The organism is Bacillus sp. SRL337, from assembly GCF_984799155.1.
Genome location: NZ_OZ481793.1, coordinates 595,046 through 616,281, shown reverse-complemented (window position 1 = coordinate 616,281; position 21,236 = coordinate 595,046). Strand labels below are relative to the sequence as shown.

13 protein-coding genes and 1 pseudogene are annotated in these 21,236 nt (G+C 36.4%); 11 read left to right on the top strand and 3 right to left on the bottom strand.

Translation table 11 applies throughout. The features are described from left to right. Positions 1-104: 104 nt before the first annotated feature. Entirely contained in the window at positions 105-935 is an 831-nt protein-coding gene (locus AC4E8A_RS03005; protein ID WP_490196720.1) for a hypothetical protein, read from the top strand. A gap of 147 nt (positions 936-1,082) precedes the next feature. On the opposite strand, the gene AC4E8A_RS03000 is transcribed toward AC4E8A_RS03005, so the two are convergent. Further along, positions 1,083-3,038, bottom strand: coding sequence for a hypothetical protein (locus AC4E8A_RS03000; protein WP_490196719.1), 1,956 nt, complete (start codon positions 3,036-3,038; stop codon positions 1,083-1,085). A 293-nt stretch (positions 3,039-3,331) separates the two neighbouring features. Beyond that, the gene (locus AC4E8A_RS02995) at positions 3,332-3,967 is read right to left on the bottom strand and encodes a DEAD/DEAH box helicase (protein ID WP_490196718.1); all 636 of its coding nucleotides are present in this window, start codon (positions 3,965-3,967) and stop codon (positions 3,332-3,334) included. A 141-nt stretch (positions 3,968-4,108) separates the two neighbouring features. Here AC4E8A_RS02995 and AC4E8A_RS02990 point away from each other — a divergent pair, with 141 nt between their 5' ends. Then, positions 4,109-7,258, top strand: coding sequence for a DEAD/DEAH box helicase (locus AC4E8A_RS02990; RefSeq protein WP_490196716.1), 3,150 nt, complete (start codon positions 4,109-4,111; stop codon positions 7,256-7,258). Between the two features lie 260 nt (positions 7,259-7,518). Here AC4E8A_RS02990 and AC4E8A_RS02985 read toward each other — a convergent pair whose 3' ends face one another. After that, the gene (locus tag AC4E8A_RS02985; RefSeq protein WP_490196715.1) at positions 7,519-8,205 is read right to left on the bottom strand and encodes a hypothetical protein; all 687 of its coding nucleotides are present in this window, start codon (positions 8,203-8,205) and stop codon (positions 7,519-7,521) included. 446 nt (positions 8,206-8,651) lie between these two features. On the opposite strand from AC4E8A_RS02985, the pseudogene AC4E8A_RS02980 reads away from it, so the two are divergent. The 9 genes and pseudogenes from AC4E8A_RS02980 to AC4E8A_RS02940 all read left to right on the top strand — a co-directional run. After that, a pseudogene (locus tag AC4E8A_RS02980) lies at positions 8,652-8,759 on the top strand (VOC family protein); the annotation flags it as partial. 249 nt (positions 8,760-9,008) lie between these two features. Then, positions 9,009-9,221, top strand: coding sequence for a hypothetical protein (locus tag AC4E8A_RS02975; RefSeq protein ID WP_490196714.1), 213 nt, complete (start codon positions 9,009-9,011; stop codon positions 9,219-9,221). A gap of 686 nt (positions 9,222-9,907) precedes the next feature. Beyond that, positions 9,908-11,548 (top strand): type I restriction-modification system subunit M, encoded by a 1,641-nt coding sequence (locus AC4E8A_RS02970; protein ID WP_490196712.1) that lies wholly within the window; start codon positions 9,908-9,910, stop codon positions 11,546-11,548. Beyond that, complete coding sequence (locus AC4E8A_RS02965; RefSeq protein WP_490196711.1) at positions 11,545-12,783, top strand: restriction endonuclease subunit S; 1,239 nt, start codon at positions 11,545-11,547, stop codon at positions 12,781-12,783. Before AC4E8A_RS02970 ends, AC4E8A_RS02965 begins: the two co-directional genes overlap by 4 nt. A gap of 1 nt (position 12,784) precedes the next feature. Further along, a complete protein-coding gene (locus AC4E8A_RS02960; RefSeq protein ID WP_490196710.1) occupies positions 12,785-13,981 on the top strand; it encodes an AAA family ATPase in 1,197 nt (398 codons plus the stop codon). Positions 13,982-14,022: 41 nt separating this feature from the next. Beyond that, positions 14,023-17,121 carry a type I restriction endonuclease subunit R gene (locus AC4E8A_RS02955; RefSeq protein WP_490196709.1) on the top strand — a complete coding sequence of 1,033 codons (3,099 nt, stop codon included), beginning with the start codon at positions 14,023-14,025 and terminating at the stop codon, positions 17,119-17,121. A gap of 402 nt (positions 17,122-17,523) precedes the next feature. Continuing rightward, positions 17,524-19,071 (top strand): IS21 family transposase, encoded by a 1,548-nt coding sequence (gene istA, locus AC4E8A_RS02950; protein WP_490193399.1) that lies wholly within the window; start codon positions 17,524-17,526, stop codon positions 19,069-19,071. Beyond that, positions 19,068-19,823 carry an IS21-like element helper ATPase IstB gene (gene istB, locus AC4E8A_RS02945; protein WP_490198756.1) on the top strand — a complete coding sequence of 252 codons (756 nt, stop codon included), beginning with the start codon at positions 19,068-19,070 and terminating at the stop codon, positions 19,821-19,823. The genes istA and istB overlap by 4 nt, the downstream gene beginning before the upstream one ends. Positions 19,824-20,360: 537 nt before the next feature. Then, the gene (locus AC4E8A_RS02940; RefSeq protein ID WP_490196708.1) at positions 20,361-21,155 is read left to right on the top strand and encodes a VOC family protein; all 795 of its coding nucleotides are present in this window, start codon (positions 20,361-20,363) and stop codon (positions 21,153-21,155) included. Positions 21,156-21,236: the final 81 nt, after the last annotated feature.

The window sequence follows — 21,236 nt, the reverse complement described above, 5'->3', positions numbered from 1 at the left end:
CTTGCTCCAGTTATATATTTCATTATCAAATTATGCTTAAAATTATGTTATGCAGGAGTTAAGTTCTGGTACAATTATCCCATATATATATTTGGGGTGATTTTTTGAAAGCCATTTTCTTATTTTTAGTATTAATAGGTTTATTAATAGTAATTTCTGTTCTTTCATATTTATTATTAAACAAAATTCTTTTTCCTTTTTTGACTACCATAAGTGATAGGATTTCTACTTTCTTTTTAAACAAGATTAATAACAAACATAGGACATTGTTTATAGCAGAAATCTTATTTGTTTTTGCCTCAGTATTATTTTTAGGAAGTCTATTTTTTTTCGTTATATCTAATAATCTTTGGGAAGAGAAAAACCAATATCTGTTTTTTATTATAATGTTGTTTTACTCAATTTTTGTTGTAGTGGAATCTTCTTTTGTGTCAAAAATCAAAAAAGAACTTGGAGAAGGAAATTATTCGAGTAAGTTAGAAAATTTCATGTCCTATCTTAGCTCTGACAACTATATATTTAGTCGTTTAAAACTCCTTTTCGGGAGGACGTTTTTTAGTTTTATGATTCACTTTTTAGCTGTGTATTTTTTGTTAGTAGCTTCCGCTGCAGTCAATACATTACCTACACAAACCTACTATTTTATATTGCTTACTTTGCCAATTGCTTTGGTGAGTTGGATATACTTCACTTCCAAAAATAAAACAGAGCAAGGTTTACGTAGGATCTTGGTCTACCTATTAATATTGGTACTAGCTTTTGTAAGGAGTTACTCTGATTTTCAGGCTTTGCTGGGAATCGTAATTTTTAATGAAGTCGATGAATATATTGTTATACTTCTTTTAACTCTATTTATTGCTTTAGATAGATTATTCAAAAGTGTTAGGGATGACTATGAGGATTATATGAAAAAGAAAAAGGAAGTAAACGGTTAATATTTAATAAGGTATAATTGGCATACAGTCAGTTATACCTTATTAGTAATTCTACCTACCTGTTTTATTCTTCTCAGATCTTCGCTTACGACATAGTCTGTGTATTGGACAAACATTAGATAGAATAATTCCAATAAGTATTTTTGTTTAACTTCCCCAAATCTCAAACTCATTTGCTACACCAGAATGCTTAATATAATGGTTCGTGGCTGCCAGCAACTCTGCAATTTTATTGGTCATTTTTTTAGTGTGGTGAATTGAGGGTTGTACAGCAATCACCTTTGCTTTTAGTACCTTATTTGATTGAAGTTCATCTTTCAGACTAGTAACATTTCCTACAAGGAAGTTACAGTAACCTGACTCTTTCCTGCTTGCCATTTTGGTCCTAAAAACAGATTTGGTCTTTAACCAAATTACTGATTTAACAGATTGCCCCAATACATCATAAACGTCGTTAACTGAATTATTAAAAGTTTTTGCTTTCATAGCCTTTACATGATAAAAATCAATGTTAATTTCTGAATCTGTAGTTTTCACACCAATATAATCTGCCATTTCTCCAGAACCATGGTCATAGATTAAATAATCATAACTAGTGTTTTTTAGAACTTTTGCTAAAGCGTCATGAATGGATATCATTCCACTACTTTTGGATGTTCCAAATTCAAGTGTAGTATCTGTATTGTGTGACTTCCAATTTATATCTTTAATCAAGCTAGGAACAAATCTTTCTATTTCATAACTACTCTTTGCTATCTCTCCATCCGAGATTAAACACAAATCCGTTGTAAGCATTTCTACTGGATTTCCCATTAAATATTGTGATAATTTAAGTTGTTGTTTTCCAAATTGAACCATTAGTTCTTCCTTTTGAAAAGAAGTAACCTTCCCTTCAGTAGATATAGAATAGAAGAATTCCTCTTTTTCAAAGCTGCATGAAAACTTAATTGTGTCCTTAGATAATTCAACAATACCAAGATCTATATCTAGAACAGACCGCTTACTAATATGCCCTTCCAATATTAAATTACGCGGATTTGAATAGGTATTATTAGACCACCTAATCAGAAATATAGTATCAGGAAACCATTTAATCTTTTCAGGAATTGGAACAAAGTCAAACGCTGTGTTGGTTTTTACAACTAGTTTTTCATTTTTGATCTTTAAGGCATTAACCTGGCACCATTCTATAAATTCTTTTATAGACCCATAAGTACTACTCCATATTTTTGAACCGCTACTATATCCTAAGGTTGTTTCAACTCCATTATAGATTGCTTTACAAAACACATGCCCAGCGGCATACAATTTCCCTGTAGCAGGATCATAAGTATTACTTACGTCTGGACCAGCACTTATGACATAAGATTCCTCGTTTGATACACGGTTTTGTAATCCAGAATTAAATATTTCAAAATTCTGCATCCCTCCCAATACTTTATGCAGATTATTTCTACTAATTTTGTAAAAGGAATCTTCTCCGCAAAAAGCGCTAGCAATCATGTAATATAAACTTTCATTTTTCAGTTGTGAATTTATGAATAATAAATTTGCTTCTGTCGAATAATACATTACAACCAAATAAAAATTTTGATCATATAATTCACTCTCTTTTGTTGCCCATTTTGGTACAACTAAATCTTTTAATATAGCTATATAAGTATTATCTTCTTTGTTTTTTAGTACTCCAGCAAGTGTAAGCCCTAACTTGGGGAAACTTGAATCAATGTCAAAAGTAGAAGTATGGAAAATTTTCGCGTGAAAATTCGGCCTTAAATTTGGTATTTCGTTAATAATTTCTTCCGATTCTTTAGATTGAACAATAAAATTACTAATAAACTGTTGATTATTTTCTTCTTTTCTCACTTGAGAATCACTAAGGTTAATGATAATATCCTTCCATATCGCATCTTGAGAATATAATCTATTATTCTCCAATATAAAATCATCATCATTAATTGCTAGAAATTTTGCATCTCCAATATTAATTGAATTTGTTCTAGCGAACCTACCAATAAATTGTAAAGTTACAGCTAGCGATTTATGTGGAGAATGAATTGCTGCGATTTTTAAATTTGGAAAATCGAAGCCTTCTGACATCATATCAACACAAATAACTCCATCTAAAGCACTCTCTCGCAATTTTTTATTACTGATTTAATTGTTTTAGCGGACAGCTTACTGTGAACAACTTCAAGATTCAAATCAGTATTCGTCTTATAAATTTCTAATAATGACTTCGATTCATCAATTGATCCCGTTCTCACCATCAAAGAATGTTTATATCCTTTTAGTTTGTCCTCAAAAAATACCTTTTCAGCCTCTCTTGCGATTCTTACATGTTTATCTTCGCTTCCATTTTTTGTGATAGGTATAAAAGTGACTTCACCAAACACTTAATCATCAAAAGCTTGAGACAAAGAATAAGAATATATTAAGTCTGCTTTAAGTTTTTTGTTATCTAATCTAAAAGGAGTGGCAGTAAAAAGAATCTTTTTTGCATCTGAAAAATTCTTAAGCGCCTCTCTCCACTTCTTTGCTGGCTCATGATGTGCTTCATCTACTAAGATTAAATCAAATTCAGATTGCAAATTTTCATCCAGCGAAATATTATAAGCACCATGAGGAGTGGATACAACAACATCACTGTTATTAATAGCTTCTCTATGTTTATTAATTTTGCTATCTGTCAGTTCAAAGGTGTTAGGTTTTAAAGAGATTTCCGGTAAAACGTTTATTTCTTTTAGTGTTTTTAAATCACTAAAGTCTTCAGCAATTTGATTTCTTACTAGTATTGAAGGAGTAATAACTAGAACCTTTTTAGCCTCTAAAATATATGGGCTCATCATTATCACTGCAGTTTTTCCAGTTCCTGTAGGTAGAACTACTAAAGCTTGATTTTGATTCTTTCTCGTAAAATAGGAAGCAATCGCATGAACTGCACCTAACTGAGCTTTTCTCAGTCCCTTATTATCTTTTGTTTCTTTAGTGAATTTAATATTTTCATAGTTATCAGCAAAATATTGATACACTATTTTCCACCTCGTCAATAGAGTAAACTAATCACCCTATGAATTCCAAACCACACAAGTTTCTTAAAACATCATCTAGTTAAGATTACTTATGTTATGATTATACCAAATAAAACCATATATTAGGAAAGGATCCCCATCATGCTAAAACAAGGAATCTACGAAGAAATCATTACTGAAAAGCTACAGGAAGAGCTTGCAGGCTCCGACCTGGATTTTGATATCGGCAAGACCCCTCTGGACGTGGAGGAAGCACGAAAGGTCCTTTCTTCCTACATCAGCTCGGTTACCAGGAATGCTCTGAAAGCTGTCCGCGATGAGGAGCGGAATGATGGGCAGGCTCTTCTCAGACAAATCGAGACCTGCAACGAAATTATCACCATCCTTAGCCAGCGATTGGACCGCCAGGAGTTTGAACGGCTAAAGATTGCCGAAGAAGGTGAGGTCCTGACACATATCTACTCCAAAATGAACTCCATCCGAAGCATCGGGAGTCAGGAAGTCATCCGTCCCGTGACGCCCATCTCTGAGAGCTCCTTATTCACCGGCTCCAGCTACGAGCCGAATATGCTTGGTGAATTGAAGAAGGAAATCGTCTCCTCTGATTCTATTGATATGCTCGTCTCCTTCATCAAGTGGAGCGGGCTACGGATCATTTTAGAAGAATTGAAGACATTCACGGAGGGTGGCGGCAGGCTCCGGGTCATCACGACCTCCTACATGGAGGCGACTGATTATAAGGCGATCCAGGAGCTGAGCAAGCTTCCCAACACCGAAATCCGGATTTCCTATGATGTGCAGCGGACAAGACTGCATGCCAAAGCCTATCTTTTTAAAAGAGATACCGGCTTCAGCACAGCTTACATCGGCTCCTCCAATCTCTCCAATCCCGCTCTGACTTCGGGGCTCGAGTGGAATGTGAAGGTAACCGAGAAGGATTCCTTTGATGTGCTCAAAAAATGTGAGGCCACCTTTGAAAGCTACTGGAATGACAAGGAGTTCAAAGCGTTTAACGGAGAAAATGAGGAAGACAACCTGACGCTTAAGCTGGCTTTGGAAAAAAGCAAAGTCGCTGAGGAATCGGTTCAGTATCTCTTTGACATCCAGCCTTACTACTATCAAAAAGAGATCCTGGAAAAGCTGCAGGCAGAACGGGAAGTTCATCACCGCTATAAAAACCTGTTGGTCGCCGCAACAGGTGTTGGAAAAACGGTCATTTCTGCCTTTGACTACAAACGTTTCAGGAAGGCAAACGGCGGGAAGGCAAAGCTGCTATTCGTTGCTCACCGGGAAGAGATTTTAAAACAAAGCCTGAACACCTTCCGTGCGATTTTACGGGAACCGAACTTCGGGGACATGCTTGTCGGAACACAGCAGCCGTCCTCTCTCGATCACTTATTCGTCAGCATCCAGAGCTTTAACAGCAAGGAGCTTCATCAGCATACCGAAAGTGGCTTCTACGACTTTATTATCGTCGATGAGTTCCACCATGCGGCCGCCGACTCTTATCAAAAACTGCTGAACCATTATCAGCCGCAGATTCTCCTGGGACTGACAGCCACCCCTGAGAGAATGGATGGAAAAAGTGTTCTCTCTTATTTTGATGATCACATCGCAGCCGAAATGCGGTTAACCGAAGCAGTCAATCAAAAGCTGTTAAGTCCTTTTCAATACTTCTGTGTCACCGATACCGTCGATCTCTCAAACCTGAAATGGTCCCGGGGCGGTTACGATACCAAGCAACTCGAAAATGTCTATACGTCCAATCACCTCAGAAGCTCGCAGATCGTCCAAAGCGTCCAGAAGTATGTAACGGATATCAGCGATGTAAAAGGACTGGGCTTCTGCGTGTCGATTGCACATGCGCAGTACATGGCCGATTTCTTTAACAAATCGGGTATCCCCTCCATTGCATTACACGGAGGAACGGACAAAAAATCCCGTCAGGAAGCTCAGCAACTGCTCGTCTCAGGAGAAATCAAATTCATCTTCGTCGTCGACTTATACAATGAAGGAATCGACATCCCGGAAATCAACACCGTGCTGTTCCTGCGGCCAACAGAAAGTTTAACCGTCTTTCTGCAGCAGCTCGGACGCGGCCTTCGTCTATCAGAAGACAAAGAATGCCTGACGGTCCTGGATTTCGTCGGACAAGCCCACCGCAACTATTCGTATGAAGAAAAACTGAGAGCCCTGATCGGCAAATCAAAGCACTCCGTTCAGTACTATGTCGAAAACGGATTCTTTAACCTGCCAAAAGGCTGTTTCGTCCAGCTGGAAAAACAGGCGAAAGAATACATTCTGCAAAACATTAAAGCTGGTTCCAATACCAAACTGAACCTAGTTTCAAAATTAAAATCCTTTGAGCATGTTACCGGGAAACCCGTTACTTTGAAAAACTTCCTGGAGCACTACCACCTGGATCTCTATGACTTTTACGGAGGAAATAAAAATAGAAGCTTTTCTCGCTTGCTAGTGGAAGCGGGACTTGCAGAAGATTTCACCTATGAAGGAGAACAGTGGCTTACAAGCCGCCTGCCGAATCTTTTTCACCTCAACTCAAGAAAGCTGCTGGCGTTTTTAAAAAACTATATGGAAACGGAAGAAGCGAAGGGGAAAGAAGAAGAACTGATGCTGAACATGTTCTATTATTCCTTTTATCAAGCTAATCCTGAAAAAGAAGGACTCTCTTCCATAAAGGAAGGAATTGAAAAAGTGTTAGAGCATCCTGCGTTCAAAGAGGAAATCAAACAAATTGTAGAGGTTCTATATGACTCTCTAGAAACGATTGAATTGAAGGCGAACTTCACCTTCCCTTGCCCGCTCCAAGTCCACAGCCGCTACTCAACAGCTCAAGTACTGGCCGGATTTGACTACAACAACGAAGAGCAAAGCCCGGCGTTCCGGGAAGGAGTCAAATACTTCAAAGACAAGAACCTGGATATCTTTTTCATCACTTTGAACAAATCCGAAAAAGACTTCTCGCCATCAACACTTTACGAGGACTACGCCATTAACGAAAAGCTATTCCACTGGCAAACCCAAAGTAAAGTCAGTGAAGAAAGCCCGACCGGCCAGCGATATATCCACCACCGTCAGACCGGAAACAAAATCGCCCTATTTGTCAGAGAATACAAAAAAGAGAAAGGCAGCATTCCTTCACCTTTCATCTTTCTTGGCACAGCCAATTATATTAAGCACTCTGGTAACAAGCCTATGAGTTTTGTTTGGGAGCTTGAGAAGGAGATGCCTTCTTATTTGGTGCCTCGGGCTAATAAGAATATATTGTAATAGTTAACAGATATCTACAAATACATTTGATCAAATAGTTAGATTAAAAGAGCTCACTAACAATGTGAGCTCCTTCGATTTATGAACAAGCTTCCTTTTCATAAATATTTATTGATTTGTGATATGGTTCACCGGGGGTATTTAAGAGGCAAAATGCATTAAAAGAGCAATTAAAATTAATTCAATCCATTAATAGATAAGAGACTCGTCAAGTTGATGGATCTCCATTTCTGTTGATTTAATGAGATAATAAATAAATATTACTTGCTTGGATTTATTAAATCAAATGCCTTATATAATTCAGAAAAAAATTCAGAAACAGTACTAATAAAATCCAAACAAAAATCCCCAGTTAATTGTAGGCGATAATATTCTTTCTGGTTTTCTAGATTAGTAAATCTATGTTCAAGTGAAATTGTATTTAAATCTCTGCACGCATTAAATATTTTTGAACCTCTTTCTATTGTGTAAGTACCTTCATGAACAATATGGTTTCTAACTATATTAAACTTTAAAATCTTATTCCAAGAATTAGTGTTTTCAGGGAAATCTACTTCCGCTATCTTTTCTATGAAAACTTTAGTTTTAATAATTCCTTTATGTTTTAGATCCGATAACCCAATTTTATAATCGTTTGATCTTTCTATGAATTTACAAAGATTCATCAACTCTTTTTCTAGGTATGCATAACAGGAAATAAATAGAGATTCTCTCAAAATGTTCGGGAATGACTTATTGAAATTGTAAAAGTCATTCTCAAACATTCCTTCAAACAGATTATTTTTTTCATCATCAGTTAAACCCGCTGCCCGCTTATCAAAATCTTCTTGCATTAATTTTAACTGTTGCTCTAAAAAAGATTGAATGTTATTCGCATATTCTTTGAATTCACTCATACGAATCTCAGTTGAAGCTCGAAACCAGTTAATTTCTTTTAATTTGACCATAAGAATTGCCACCTTCTAAATTGTTTTTTAAGATATTTAGACCTTCGTTCTTAAGTGTCTGGTTTGAAACCTACCCCATGTATTTTTTATTTGTAGGTTACTCTTATGTTATCCCGTTTAGTATTTCTTAACTTAAAGGTTCGACAAATTTATGTATATCCCCTCTATTATAAAGCTCTAAACAAAAAATCCCTCTTTGAAATTACTTTTATAATTAAATAAAACGTTTAACGACTAATAATTAACGTTCTTAACAAACACACGACAATCTGGTCCTTTCTGGCAACCTGTTAAAATAGAAATACACCACTAAACAGAATCGAGAGATATAAAATGACTCTACTTGCCTTTGATCATCTTGTTCACTTTTCATCTAAACCTGCATCCGCGAAAACAACGATGCTGCAGCATGGCATTCAGGCTATTGAGGGTGGAAGCATGAAAGCTGGGGGTCTTATAACATGCTTGCTTATTTGGGTTTGAGTTATTTCGAGTGGCTCGGAATTCAAGATTCTTCTGTTTCCATGCAGGTTGACGATAACCCACTGATTTAACAGCTTGTCACGGAGCTGCCTTTGGGAGACACCCGGGGAGGATCGCTCCCAGGACGGATAACATGGATCAACTTGCTGTCGACCTTAAAGAAAAAGGTCTGAAGCTTCATGCCCCTGTCAAAAGTTCGCGGTTAAGATAGTGGAGAGCTTTTGCAATGGTCTATGCTTTTTATCGCGGAAGAGCATCCAACACTTCCCTTTCCCTTTCTCATCCAATGGGGATAGGATAATGCTATAGGAAGAGAGAAAATGAAGGTACTCTCCACCCATCCAGCCGGCTCTCTTCAAATAAAGGAAGTCTTGTTAGCAGTGGAAGATTTGGACAATCAGATTTCTAAATGGTCTTCTCTTTTTGATTTGCGAATCGAAGAAGCGTTTATAAATAAGAAATGGGGTGCAAAATGCCAGCTCCTTCACCTGCAGAACGGAAACCTGTTATTTTGTACTTCTGTTGAGGATTAAAGATTTCCTCAATGCTTTTGGCAAAAGACCCTTTGGCCTACAGTTTAAAAATGACCAACAGAACCAATCAATTCTTTTACAGGGATAAATATATGAAATCTCCGAAGAATGACTAGAGAGATTGAGCCTATAGAGGAACGGAAGTCCTTGTTCCACCGAAGGCGTATCTCTCTGCTAAAATACTGAGAATTGACTTTTGAGTTCCTATTTTAAAGACTCATCAATGGTTTAAAGGGAATATAGAACAATTCGACAGTTCACCTGCCCCTAATTCTCGTAGTGTTTACATCTAAGCCACCAGCAACGATTGAATGGGAGTGATTAAGCGGCACATTAAACACTGAAATACGTTGATTTTATGCCGTTTAGGTAAAACACATATGACTTTCTGAGACTAAATTTCTTTTGAATTGTCGCCAAAAACTTTCGCCGAATGATTGTCGGTGAGAGTTTTTATTTAGGCTTTAGCCGTTTGAGTGCATTAAATTCATGAAATATTAATCCACCTGCTATTAATTTCTCATCGATCGACCTCATCACGGTGGGATGGTGTATAATTTGGAGGTACACTCCTGTCATTAGGATATCTTGCGAAAGCATAATAAAAAAAGATATACAGATTATCTACACATACCTTTAAATGTTATGCCAGAAGAGAAAACAAACCATTATATTGCTGTTTGAATATGGCAAGAAACTTAAAGGTTGAAGGAAAACTTCAAACCTATCTAGAACGAATTACTTTTTCAATGTATAAAAAGAATATCGGAGGTATAGAAATGTCAAGTGCAGCACAACGAGCCGAATTACAATCTCAAATCTGGAAAATAGCCAATGATGTCCGTGGCTCTGTAGATGGGTGGGATTTTAAGCAATACGTTTTAGGAACGCTATTTTATCGTTTCATTAGCGAAAATTTTTCTAGCTATATTGAAGCTGGAGATGAAAGCATCAAATATGCAGAACTTCCTGATGATATTATAACGAAGGAAATCAAAGAGGATGCCATTAAAACAAAAGGTTACTTCATATATCCAAATCAGTTGTTTGCTAATATAGCGAAAACCGTCAAAACAAATGAAAGTTTGAATACGGATTTAGCTGCTATATTTTCTGCTATTGAAAATTCAGCAAATGGTTATCCTTCTGAATTAGATATTAAAGGATTATTCGCTGATTTTGACACGACAAGTAATAGATTAGGAAATACTGTAAAGGATAAAAACAGTCGTCTAGCTGCTGTGATTAAAGGCGTTGAAGGGCTTAATTTTAGAGGTTTTAAAGATAGTCAAATTGATCTTTTTGGTGATGCCTATGAGTTTTTAATCTCTAATTATGCTGCCAATGCTGGTAAATCAGGAGGTGAATTCTTCACACCCCAAAGTGTGTCTAAGCTTATTGCTCAATTAGCAATACACAAGCAAACAACCATTAATAAAATTTATGACCCAGCAGCCGGTTCGGGTTCATTGTTATTACAAGCAAAAAAACAGTTTGATGATTATATCATTGAAGATGGTTTTTATGGACAGGAGATTAACTTTACAACTTATAACCTTGCTCGTATGAATATGTTTTTACACAATATAAACTACGATAAGTTTCATATTGCTTTAGGAAATACGCTTAGAGATCCTCACTTTGGTGACGAGAAGCCTTTTGATGCCATTGTATCGAATCCACCTTATTCCGTAAAATGGGATGGTAGTGATGACCCAACGCTTATTAATGATGAGAGATTTGCCCCTGCAGGCGTATTAGCGCCAAAATCCAAAGCCGATTTTGCCTTTGTACTTCATGCCCTCAGTTATCTTTCAAGCAAAGGTCGTGCTGCTATCGTTTGCTTCCCTGGTCTTTTTTACCGTGGTGGTGCAGAGCAAAAAATTAGAAGGTATCTGATTGATAATAACTTTGTTGAAACGGTTATTTCATTAGCACCTAACCTTTTTTATGGCACTTCAATAGCGGTTAATATCTTGATTCTTTCTAAGCATAAAACCGATAATAAAACCCAATTTATTGATGCAAGTGGAGTAGATTTTTATAAAAAAGGAACCAATAATAACATCCTTACAGATGAACACATTGAAAAAATTATAAACATGTTTGACAGCAAAGAAGATGTTGATCATGTTGTAAAATCTGTTGATTATGCTGAAATCGTTGAAAAAGATTACAACCTATCTGTGAACACCTACGTGGTAAGAAAAGATATCAGGGAAGTCATTAATATAAATGAGCTTAATGCAGAAATAAAAACCACCGTAACAAAGATAGACCAAATTCGTGCTGAAATTGATGATATTATTGAGGTGATTGAATCATGATTAAGCCGAATTATATAAAGAAACTCCTTGAGAGGGTTGAAGTTGAGTGGAAGGACTTGGGGGATGTTTGTTCCTTTCAAAATGGTTTTGCCTTTAAAAGTAGTCTATTCAAAGAAAAGGGTTTACCTATAATTAGAATAGCTAACATTAATGGCGAAAATATTGATTTAACGTTTGCTAAATACTTTAATCCATCAGATTATAAGGAAAACATAAAGAAATATGAAGTAAATAAAGGGGATATTTTAATAGCAATGTCTGGTGCAACTACTGGAAAAATAGGTTTTTATGATTATAAGTATACAGCCTATCTTAATCAGAGAGTTGGTAAATTTGTACCTAACATAGCATTTCTTAATAATAGATATTTATACCATTTTCTTTTATCTAAAGTTGAAGAGATTTATATCTTAGCAGGTGGAGGAGCACAACCAAATTTAAGTTCTAACAACTTAATGAAAAAAATTCAAATCCCCATTCCACCCCTTAAAGTGCAAGAAGAAATCGTTCGTATTTTGGATGGCTTCTCAAAGCTTACAGCAGGGCTTACAGCAGAGCTTACAGTAGAGCTTACAGCTCGTACAAAGCAATATGAGTATTATCGTGATAAGTTGTTTACTTTTGAAGAGGGTGAAGTTAAGTGGAAGAGGTTAGAGGAGGTTGCTGAATATTCTAAATCGCGTATAGCAAGCGCAAATCTTAATAAAACAAACTATGTTGGAGTTGACAACCTTTTACAAAATAAAGCTGGGAAAACAGATTCCAACTATGTTCCAACAGAAGGAAACTCAACTGGGTATTGTGTCAATGACATTCTTATTGGGAATATTCGCCCTTACTTAAAAAAAATATGGTTTGCTAATTGTGTTGGTGGAACCAATGGTGATGTACTGGTTATTCATCCAACGGGCAAGGATGTAAACCCTAAATTTTTATACCAGGTTTTAGCTGACGACAGATTCTTTGACTATAATATGCAACACTCTAAAGGTGCAAAGATGCCACGTGGCAACAGAGATAAAATTATGGAATACCTTATTCCTATTCCTCATCCAAGCAATCCTACAAAATCACTAGAAAAACAAGCACGCATCGTATCTATTTTAGATAAATTCGAAGCCTTGACATCATCAATTACTGAAGGTTTACCTCGTGAAATAGAATTGCGTGAAAAACAGTACGAATATTATCGTAATATGCTTCTTAGTTTTCCAAAAGAGGAGGTAGAGGAGTAATATGGGAACTTCATTAACTGAAATTGCACAAATGCTGAAAGACGCAAAACACAAAACTAAAGCCAAAGATGCGAGTGAATCTAATGTAAAAGTTCAGTTGGTTTATGCTTTTAATGGGACTGGGAAAACTAGGCTTTCACGGGAATTCAAATCGTTATTATCAACGAATTTAGATGGGGATACGGAGTTAGAGTTATCGGAAGTAGTGGGTAAAAATTATCTTTATTATAATGCTTTTACGGAAGATTTGTTTTATTGGGATAATGACTTAGAAAATGATACTGAACCAAAACTTAAAATTCATCCTAATACTTTTACAAACTGGATTTTAGAAAGGCAAGGACAAGACAGGAATATTATTTCTAATTTTCAGCACTATACCGATGAAAAATTAACTCCACATTTTAATGAAGAATATTCTATTAAAGATAAGAATGGGAATAATGTAATAGTAGGGGCTTTTACAGAAATAACCTTTTCATATGAACGTGGTAATGATGAGAGTTCTGATAGCATTAAAATTTCAAAAGGTGAAGAGAGTAACTTTGTATGGTGTGTTTTTAATTCTCTACTTGAACAAGTTATTGATGTATTAAATGTAGTTGAACCAAGTGATAGAGAAACAGATCAATTTAATCAGTTGGAATATGTATTTATAGATGACCCAGTAAGTTCATTGGATGACAATCGTTTGATTGAATTAGCGGTGAATTTGGCAAAATTGATTAAGAGCAGTCAGTCAGAACTTAAGTTTATTATAACCACACATAATCCTTTATTTTATAATGTGTTACATAATGAGTTTAAGAAAGATAAATTTAAAAAATATTTTCTTAAAAAAAAGGGAGATGGAGAACATGAATTAGTTTCCCAAAGAAATGATTCACCTTTTTCCTATCATCTTTTCTTAAAAACTGAAATAGAGACAGCTATTGAAACAGATCAATTAAAAAAGTATCATTTTAATTACCTTAGGAATATTTTGGAGAAAACATCGACATTTTTGGGTTATGACAACTGGGGAGAACTTTTATTTGAAATTACAGAGGGAAACCCTGAACCTTATATTACAAGAATCATTAATATTTCGAGTCATTCTAAGCATTCAGGAGATGAAATAGCTGAATTATTAGATGATGATAAACGTGTTTTGAATTATTTACTAAAGGGACTTAAGGAAAAATATCATTTTAAATAAGATGAAAGATATAAAATTGAAGTAAAGGAGGCGGGAATTTAATGAGCGATTTCAAACCCATTGCAGAATCAAATCAATATATAGTGTTAGATAAGTATACCAAGATTGCAGAACAAGGGGTTGGCTATCAAACGGAAGCTAATTTAGAACGAGAGCTAATTCGAGATTTAGTTAATCAAGGCTATGAGCATCTGCCAAGTTTAAACACTCGCGATAAAATGTTTGCTAATGTTCGTGTGCAACTGCAAAACCTCAACAATGTTCAGTTTTCAGAAGAGGAATGGATTCGATTTTGTGAGCAGTTTTTAGATAAACCCGGTGATAACCACATTGATAAAACCCGTAAAATTCATAATGATTATATTTATGACTTTGTCTTTGATGATGGGCATATTCAGAATATTTACCTGGTAGACAAGAACAATATGGCCAACAATAAAGTGCAGGTCATTTCGCAATTTGAACAAAAAGGAAAGGAAGCCAATCGATATGATGTGACCATCCTGGTCAATGGATTACCTTTAGTACAAGTGGAGCTTAAAAAGCGTGGTATTGCTATTCGTGAAGCCTTTAATCAGGTTCATCGATATAGTAAAGAGAGTTTTAACTCTGAAAAATCTCTATTTAAATATTTACAGATTTTCGTGATTTCTAATGGGACAGACAGCCGTTATTTTGCGAATACGACGAAACGTGACAAGAACAGTTTTGACTTTACGATGAATTGGGCAAAAGCGGATAATATCCTGATTAAAGATCTAAAAGATTTCACAGCTACATTTTTTCAAAAAGATACTTTATTGAATGTACTACTGAAATATTCCGTTTTTGATGTGAGTGATAACCTGTTGATTATGCGTCCTTATCAAATTGCCGCTGCAGAGAGAATCTTATGGAAAATTAAGAGTACATACCAAGCCAAAAAATGGAGTACCACTGAAAGCGGAGGGTATATTTGGCATACAACAGGTTCAGGGAAAACGCTTACGAGTTTTAAAGCTGCTCGTTTGGCTACTGAACTGGATTTTATAGATAAAGTATTTTTTGTTGTCGATCGGAAAGACCTGGATTTTCAGACTATGAAAGAGTATCAGCGTTTTTCTCCTGATAGTGTTAATGGTTCAGAAAGTACTGCAGGATTAAAGCGTAACATTGAAAAAGATGATAATAAAATTATTGTGACGACGATTCAAAAATTGAATAATCTCATTAAAAGCGAAGCGGAACTCTCTCTATATAATAAGCAAGTGGTTTTTATTTTTGATGAAGCTCACCGTTCACAATTTGGTGAAGCTCAAAAAAATATCAAGAAAAAGTTTAAGAAGTATTATCAATTTGGATTTACGGGTACGCCTATTTTTCCGGAAAATGCTTCGGGTTCTGAAACGACTGCTTCTGTTTTTGGGCGAGAGTTACACTCATATGTCATTACAGATGCCATCAGAGATGAAAAAGTTTTAAAGTTCAAAGTAGATTATAACGATGTACGTCCCAAGTTTAAAACGTTTGAAACAGAACAGGATGAGAAAAAGCTATCAGCAGCAGAAAATAAAGAAGCTTTACTGCATCCTGAACGAATCAAAGAAATTTCTCAATATATTCTTAATAATTTTAAAGTAAAAACCCATCGTTTAAACGCGAATGGAAAAGGATTTAACGCCATGTTTGCTGTGGGTAGTGTTGGCGCAGCCAAACTTTACTATGAATCATTAAATAACTTACAAAAGGGAAACAGTAAGCCCCTTAAGATTGCGACGATCTTCTCTTTTGCTGCTAATGAAGACCAGAATGCTATAGGTGAAATTCTTGAAGAAACTTTTGAACCTTCAGCAATGGATAGTAGTGCAAAAGAGTTTTTAAGTTCAGCCATCAAAGACTACAATGCGATGTTTAAAACCACTTATGGCGTTGAAAGTAAGGAATTTCAAAATTATTATCGTGACCTTGCTAAACGGGTAAAAAACAAAGAGATTGATTTATTAATTGTTGTAGGAATGTTTTTAACAGGTTTTGATGCGCCTACCTTAAATACTTTATTTGTTGATAAAAATCTTCGGTATCATGGTTTAATGCAAGCTTTTTCAAGAACAAATCGGATTTATGATTCCACCAAAACCTTTGGTAATATTGCTACTTTTAGAGATTTAGAACAAGCAACCATAGACGCCATTACTCTTTTTGGGGATAAAAACACTAAAAATGTGGTGCTGGAAAAAAGCTATAAAGAGTACATGGAAGGATTCTCCGATGTTGCAACGGGTGAAGCTCGTCGTGGTTATGTAGACGTAGTCAAAGAGCTACAAGAGCGTTTTCCTAATGTTGAAGATATTGCTACAGAGAAGGATAAAAAGGATTTTGCGAAACTTTTTGGTGAATATTTGCGCATTGAAAATACCCTACAGAACTATGATGAATTTACAAGTTTAAAAGCTCTACAAACACTCGATGTGAGTGACCCTATGGCTCTTGAAGATTTTAAATCGACTCATTATGTAACAGATGAAGATATAGCGGCTATGCAAGAGATTCAAGTACCAGAAGAAAGAACAATTCAAGATTATCGCTCTTCATATAATGACATTCGTGATTGGCTTCGCCGTGAAAAGACTGGAAAAGAAAAAGATAATTCCTCTATTGATTGGGATGATGTTGTATTTGAAGTAGATCTATTAAAATCCCAAGAAATCAATTTAGATTACATTCTTGAACTTATTTTTGAACATAACAAAAAAGTAAAAGATAAAGCGTCCTTGGTTGAAGAAGTTCGTCGCATCATTCGTTCTAGTGTAGGAAACCGTGCAAAAGAAAGCTTAGTCGTTGATTTTATCAACCAAGCTGATTTAGATCGTATTCAAGATAAAGCAAGTATTATCGATGCTTTTTTTTCATTTGCTCAAACTGAGCAAAAACGTGAAGCAGAAGAATTGATTAGTACTGAAAATCTTGATGAAGAAGCTGCAAGAAGATATATTTTAGCTTCATTAAAAAGAGAATATGCCAGTGAAAATGGAACGGAGCTTAATAAAGTTCTTCCTAGAATGAGTCCTCTTAATCCTCAGTATTTAACAAAAAAGCAGAGCGTTTTTCAGAAAATCTCTGCCTTTGTGGATAAGTTCAAGGGTGTGGGTGGAAAGATTTAATAAATCTAAAATAGCGGTTAAACATCATAATGTTTAACTCTTATTCTAAAAGAACAAAATTTCATTGGTGGTGGTGTAGAAATATCTCAGTCTACATCATCACCTTTTTATTTTCCGCTAAAATTGTATTTGTTAATCACCTCAAGCTCTATCGTTTGCAATCTTTTAATTCTAAAATGTATACAAAGGAAGATTATACACAAAATTTAGTGAATATTCATCTAGTGTCTGATTATTGCAGTTGAAATGAGCCACTTATGCGGAGTTTTGAGCCAGTCATTGCGGAGAAAAGAGCCACCCTTTGCGGAATGCGTTGCCACTATAAATAGAATAGAGAAAGGCCTCCTGTATAATTATCTTGCATGCCAGCAAGCATGACATTATTATACAGGAGGCTTTTTTATGGTTAATTACCGTAAGATTTTGGCACTTCACTTTGAAGAAGTCAGTCAAAGAACGATTAGTTCAAGCACTGGGCATTCAAGGAATACAGTTTCAGATGTCGTTCAACGTGCCAAAGAACTGGGTGTAGAAAGCTTGAATGACACCATGACCAATCCATGGCTAGAAGCGTTTCTCTTCCCAGAGAAACAGGCTGTTGAGAAAGGGTACTTTCCAATTGATTGGGAAAGAGTGCATAAGGAACTACAAAAGAAGAATGTAACCCTGTCCCTACTGCATCACGAGTACTCGACAGAGGCACGTGAAGGTGGAAAGATCCCCTATGCCTATCGTACTTTTTGTGAGAACTATGGGAAATATGCGAAAAAGTATAAATTGACAATGCCTATTCGAAGAAAACCAGGTGAAGTCATGGAAGTAGATTGGGCTGGAACTACACTGAAGATTAATGATCGTTCAACAGGAGAAACGCTTCCGGCGTATGTTTTTATTGCGACCTTACCTTATAGTCAGTTCAGTTATGTTGAAGCCTTTTTAGATATGAAATCAGCTAATTGGCTTATCGCTCATATTCATGCATTGGAGTATTTTGATGGAGTTCCTGAAACAATGGTTCCCGATAATTTGAAAACAGGGGTTACGAAAGCACATCGTGAAGAGCCTCTTCTAAATGAAGCCTATCGTGAAATGGCAGATTACTACCGTACTGTCATTGTTCCAAGCCGTGTTCGACGGCCAAAAGATAAAGCAAGTGTCGAAGGCACTGTTGGATATATTTCCAGGCAGATTATCGCTCCACTAAGAAACTATCAGTGTTTTCATCTTCAAGATTTAAACCAGAAAATCTTTGAAAAGTTAGAAGAAATCAACGCCACTGAATTTCAAAAGCGACCAGGTTCGCGTAAAAAGGTGTTTGAGGAAGAAGAGAAATCCTACCTTCAACAGCTTCCTCAAACAAGGTATAAACTTGCGGAATGGAAAACAGCAAAAGTTCAACTGAACTACCACATCCAAGTTGATCGAATGTATTATTCCGTTCCATATGATTATGTCCGAGAGAATGTCGATGTTCGACTGACCACGGATTTAATTGAAGTTTACTTCAAAGAAGTCCGGATTGCATCCCATAAACGACAACATGGTGAAATTGGCCAGTTAGAGACCAATCCAGACCATATGCCTGACAATCACCGATTATATTTAGATCATAATCCAGAAAATAACCGGAAGTGGGCAGAAACAATTGGTCCATCTATGACTCAATTTGTCTCTCATATCTTAGAAATGAATGTAGAGAAAAAAGCATTAAATAGCCTTAGCACACTGAGGAATATAGCTAAGAAATACCCAAATGAAGAAATAGAGAAAGCAACAGAAACCTTACTTGAAATTTCAACAAACCCAACGGTTTCTGTCTTTAAAAGTGTAGTAGAAAGAAATAAGAAGAAAAAACAAACTAAAAAAACGGATATTAACAGACCTCGCACTACATCTGACGACTATGGATTTGTCCGTGGAGCTAAATACTTTGGGAGGGATACAAAATAATGAACCAAGAAACTTTACGTAAACTAGTAGAAATGAAAATGGGTGCGATGGCGGAATTATATCAACAGCAAAAGCAGAATAATGATTATAGGGACATGGATTTTGATGATAGATTCAATCTCCTGGTAGATTATGAATATGATAGACGTAAATCGAATCGACTTGAACGACTAATTAAACAGGCGACACTCAGCGAACCAACCGCAGCCATAGAAGATATCGAATATCATCCGGGTCGTAATCTAGACAAGAATCAAATACTAGAGTTAGCAACAGGAAATTACATTCAAAATCACCATAACATCATTTTAATGGGTGCATCCGGGAACGGAAAAACGTGGATATCTAATGCCTTTGGGGTACATGCCTGTCGCCAATTTTATAAAGTGAAATATATAAGGTTACCGGAATTACTGGATGAATTAGCTGTAGCAAAGTATGAAGCAGATGGCAGCTTCCGTAAGTTAATTCAGAAGTACAAAAAGATTGATTTATTAATCCTGGATGAGTGGCTACTAACAGAGCTCTCAGAGGAGAATGTACTACATGTGTTGGAGATTATTGAAGCAAGGCTCAAAAGAGCCTCTACTATTTTCTGTTCCCAGTTTTCACCGGAGGGATGGCATTCAAAACTAGGACAGGCACAAATAGCAGATGCGATTCTTGACAGAATCGTCCATGATTCATATAAGATTCTAGTTGATGGTGAAGTTTCGATGAGGGAACGCCATGGATTGCGGGTATTTAAATGATTCCGCCAGCAGTTGAAAACCGTATAGCTAGATATTTTCTGCATATGTATTTACCTGATAAGGTACAGCAGGCTGTAGAGGAAAAACTATTACCCTCCTGCATTTGATAGATCAGGATGAATTAGTTCGTTGGGCTATTGAGATTATTGATCAGGAATTGAGAGATAAGAGATTCAAATAATAATATAAACAACCATTGGAGCCAGTGAAGTTCCAGTGGTTGTTTATATTATTAGCTACATTAATACGAGTGGCTCTCACCATCGCACTTAATGGCTCAGTTGCCCGCAAATAGTGGCTCAAATCTCCGCACTGATGGCTCAATCTGTCCGCAATACTCAAGTGTCCATGGCTCACAGCCCACCTTTCATTTCTTTAGCTATCAAAGTCCCCAATTTTCATCTGACCCTCTTATAGCATCAGGAAATGACTCCTCTTCCTCTTGGTTCGTTATAAAGACAAACTCAGACACTCAGCTCCTTCTTAAAAACCTGTTAAAATAGAATTATCTTACTAAACAGAAACGAGTGAAACAAAATGACATCACTTGCCTTTGATCATCTTGTTCACTTTTCTTCTAATCCTACAGCCGCGAGAAAAACGATGCTGCAGCATGGCATTCAGGCTATTGAGGGTGGGAAGCATGAAAACTGGGGGACTTATAACACGCTTGCTTATTTTGGTTTGGGTTATATCGAGTGGCTTGGAATTCAAGATCCATCTGTTTCCATACAGGTTGACGATAATCCGCTGATTCAACAGCTGGTCACTGAGCTGCCTTTGGGAGACCACCCGGGGAGGATCGCTCTCAGGACGAATAACATGGATCAACTTGCTGTTGAGCTTAAAGAAAAAGGTCTAAAGCTCCATGGTCCTGTCAAAGGTTTGCGATTAACGGACAGTGGGGAACTTTTGCAATGGTCCATGCTGTTTATTGCGGAGGAGTATCCAACACTTCCCCTTCCCTTCTTCATCCAATGGGGAGAAGATGATGCGGTTAGAAGAGAGAAACTGAAAGTATACTCCAGCCATCCAGCCGGCTCTCTTCAAATAAAGGATGTGTTGTTAGCAGTTGAAGATTTGGATTATAAAATTTCCAGATGGTCTTCTCTTTTCGATCTGCAAATCGGGGAGGCTTATATAAATGAGGGATGGGGTGCAAAATGCCAGCGCCTTTATTTGCCGCACGGAAACCTGTTGTTTTGTACTCCTGTCGAGGATGGAGTCGTTAGAGATTTTCTCAATAAATTTGGCGAAAGACCCTTTGGCCTTCAGCTTGAAAACGGACGCCAGAACCAATCCATTTTTTACAGGGAGGAAAATATGAGGTAAAGAAAGAATGATTAGAGAGGCTGCATCTTATAGGGACCCAGGTTCACCTGTCGCTATAAATTTTCAATCTTAAACAATGAT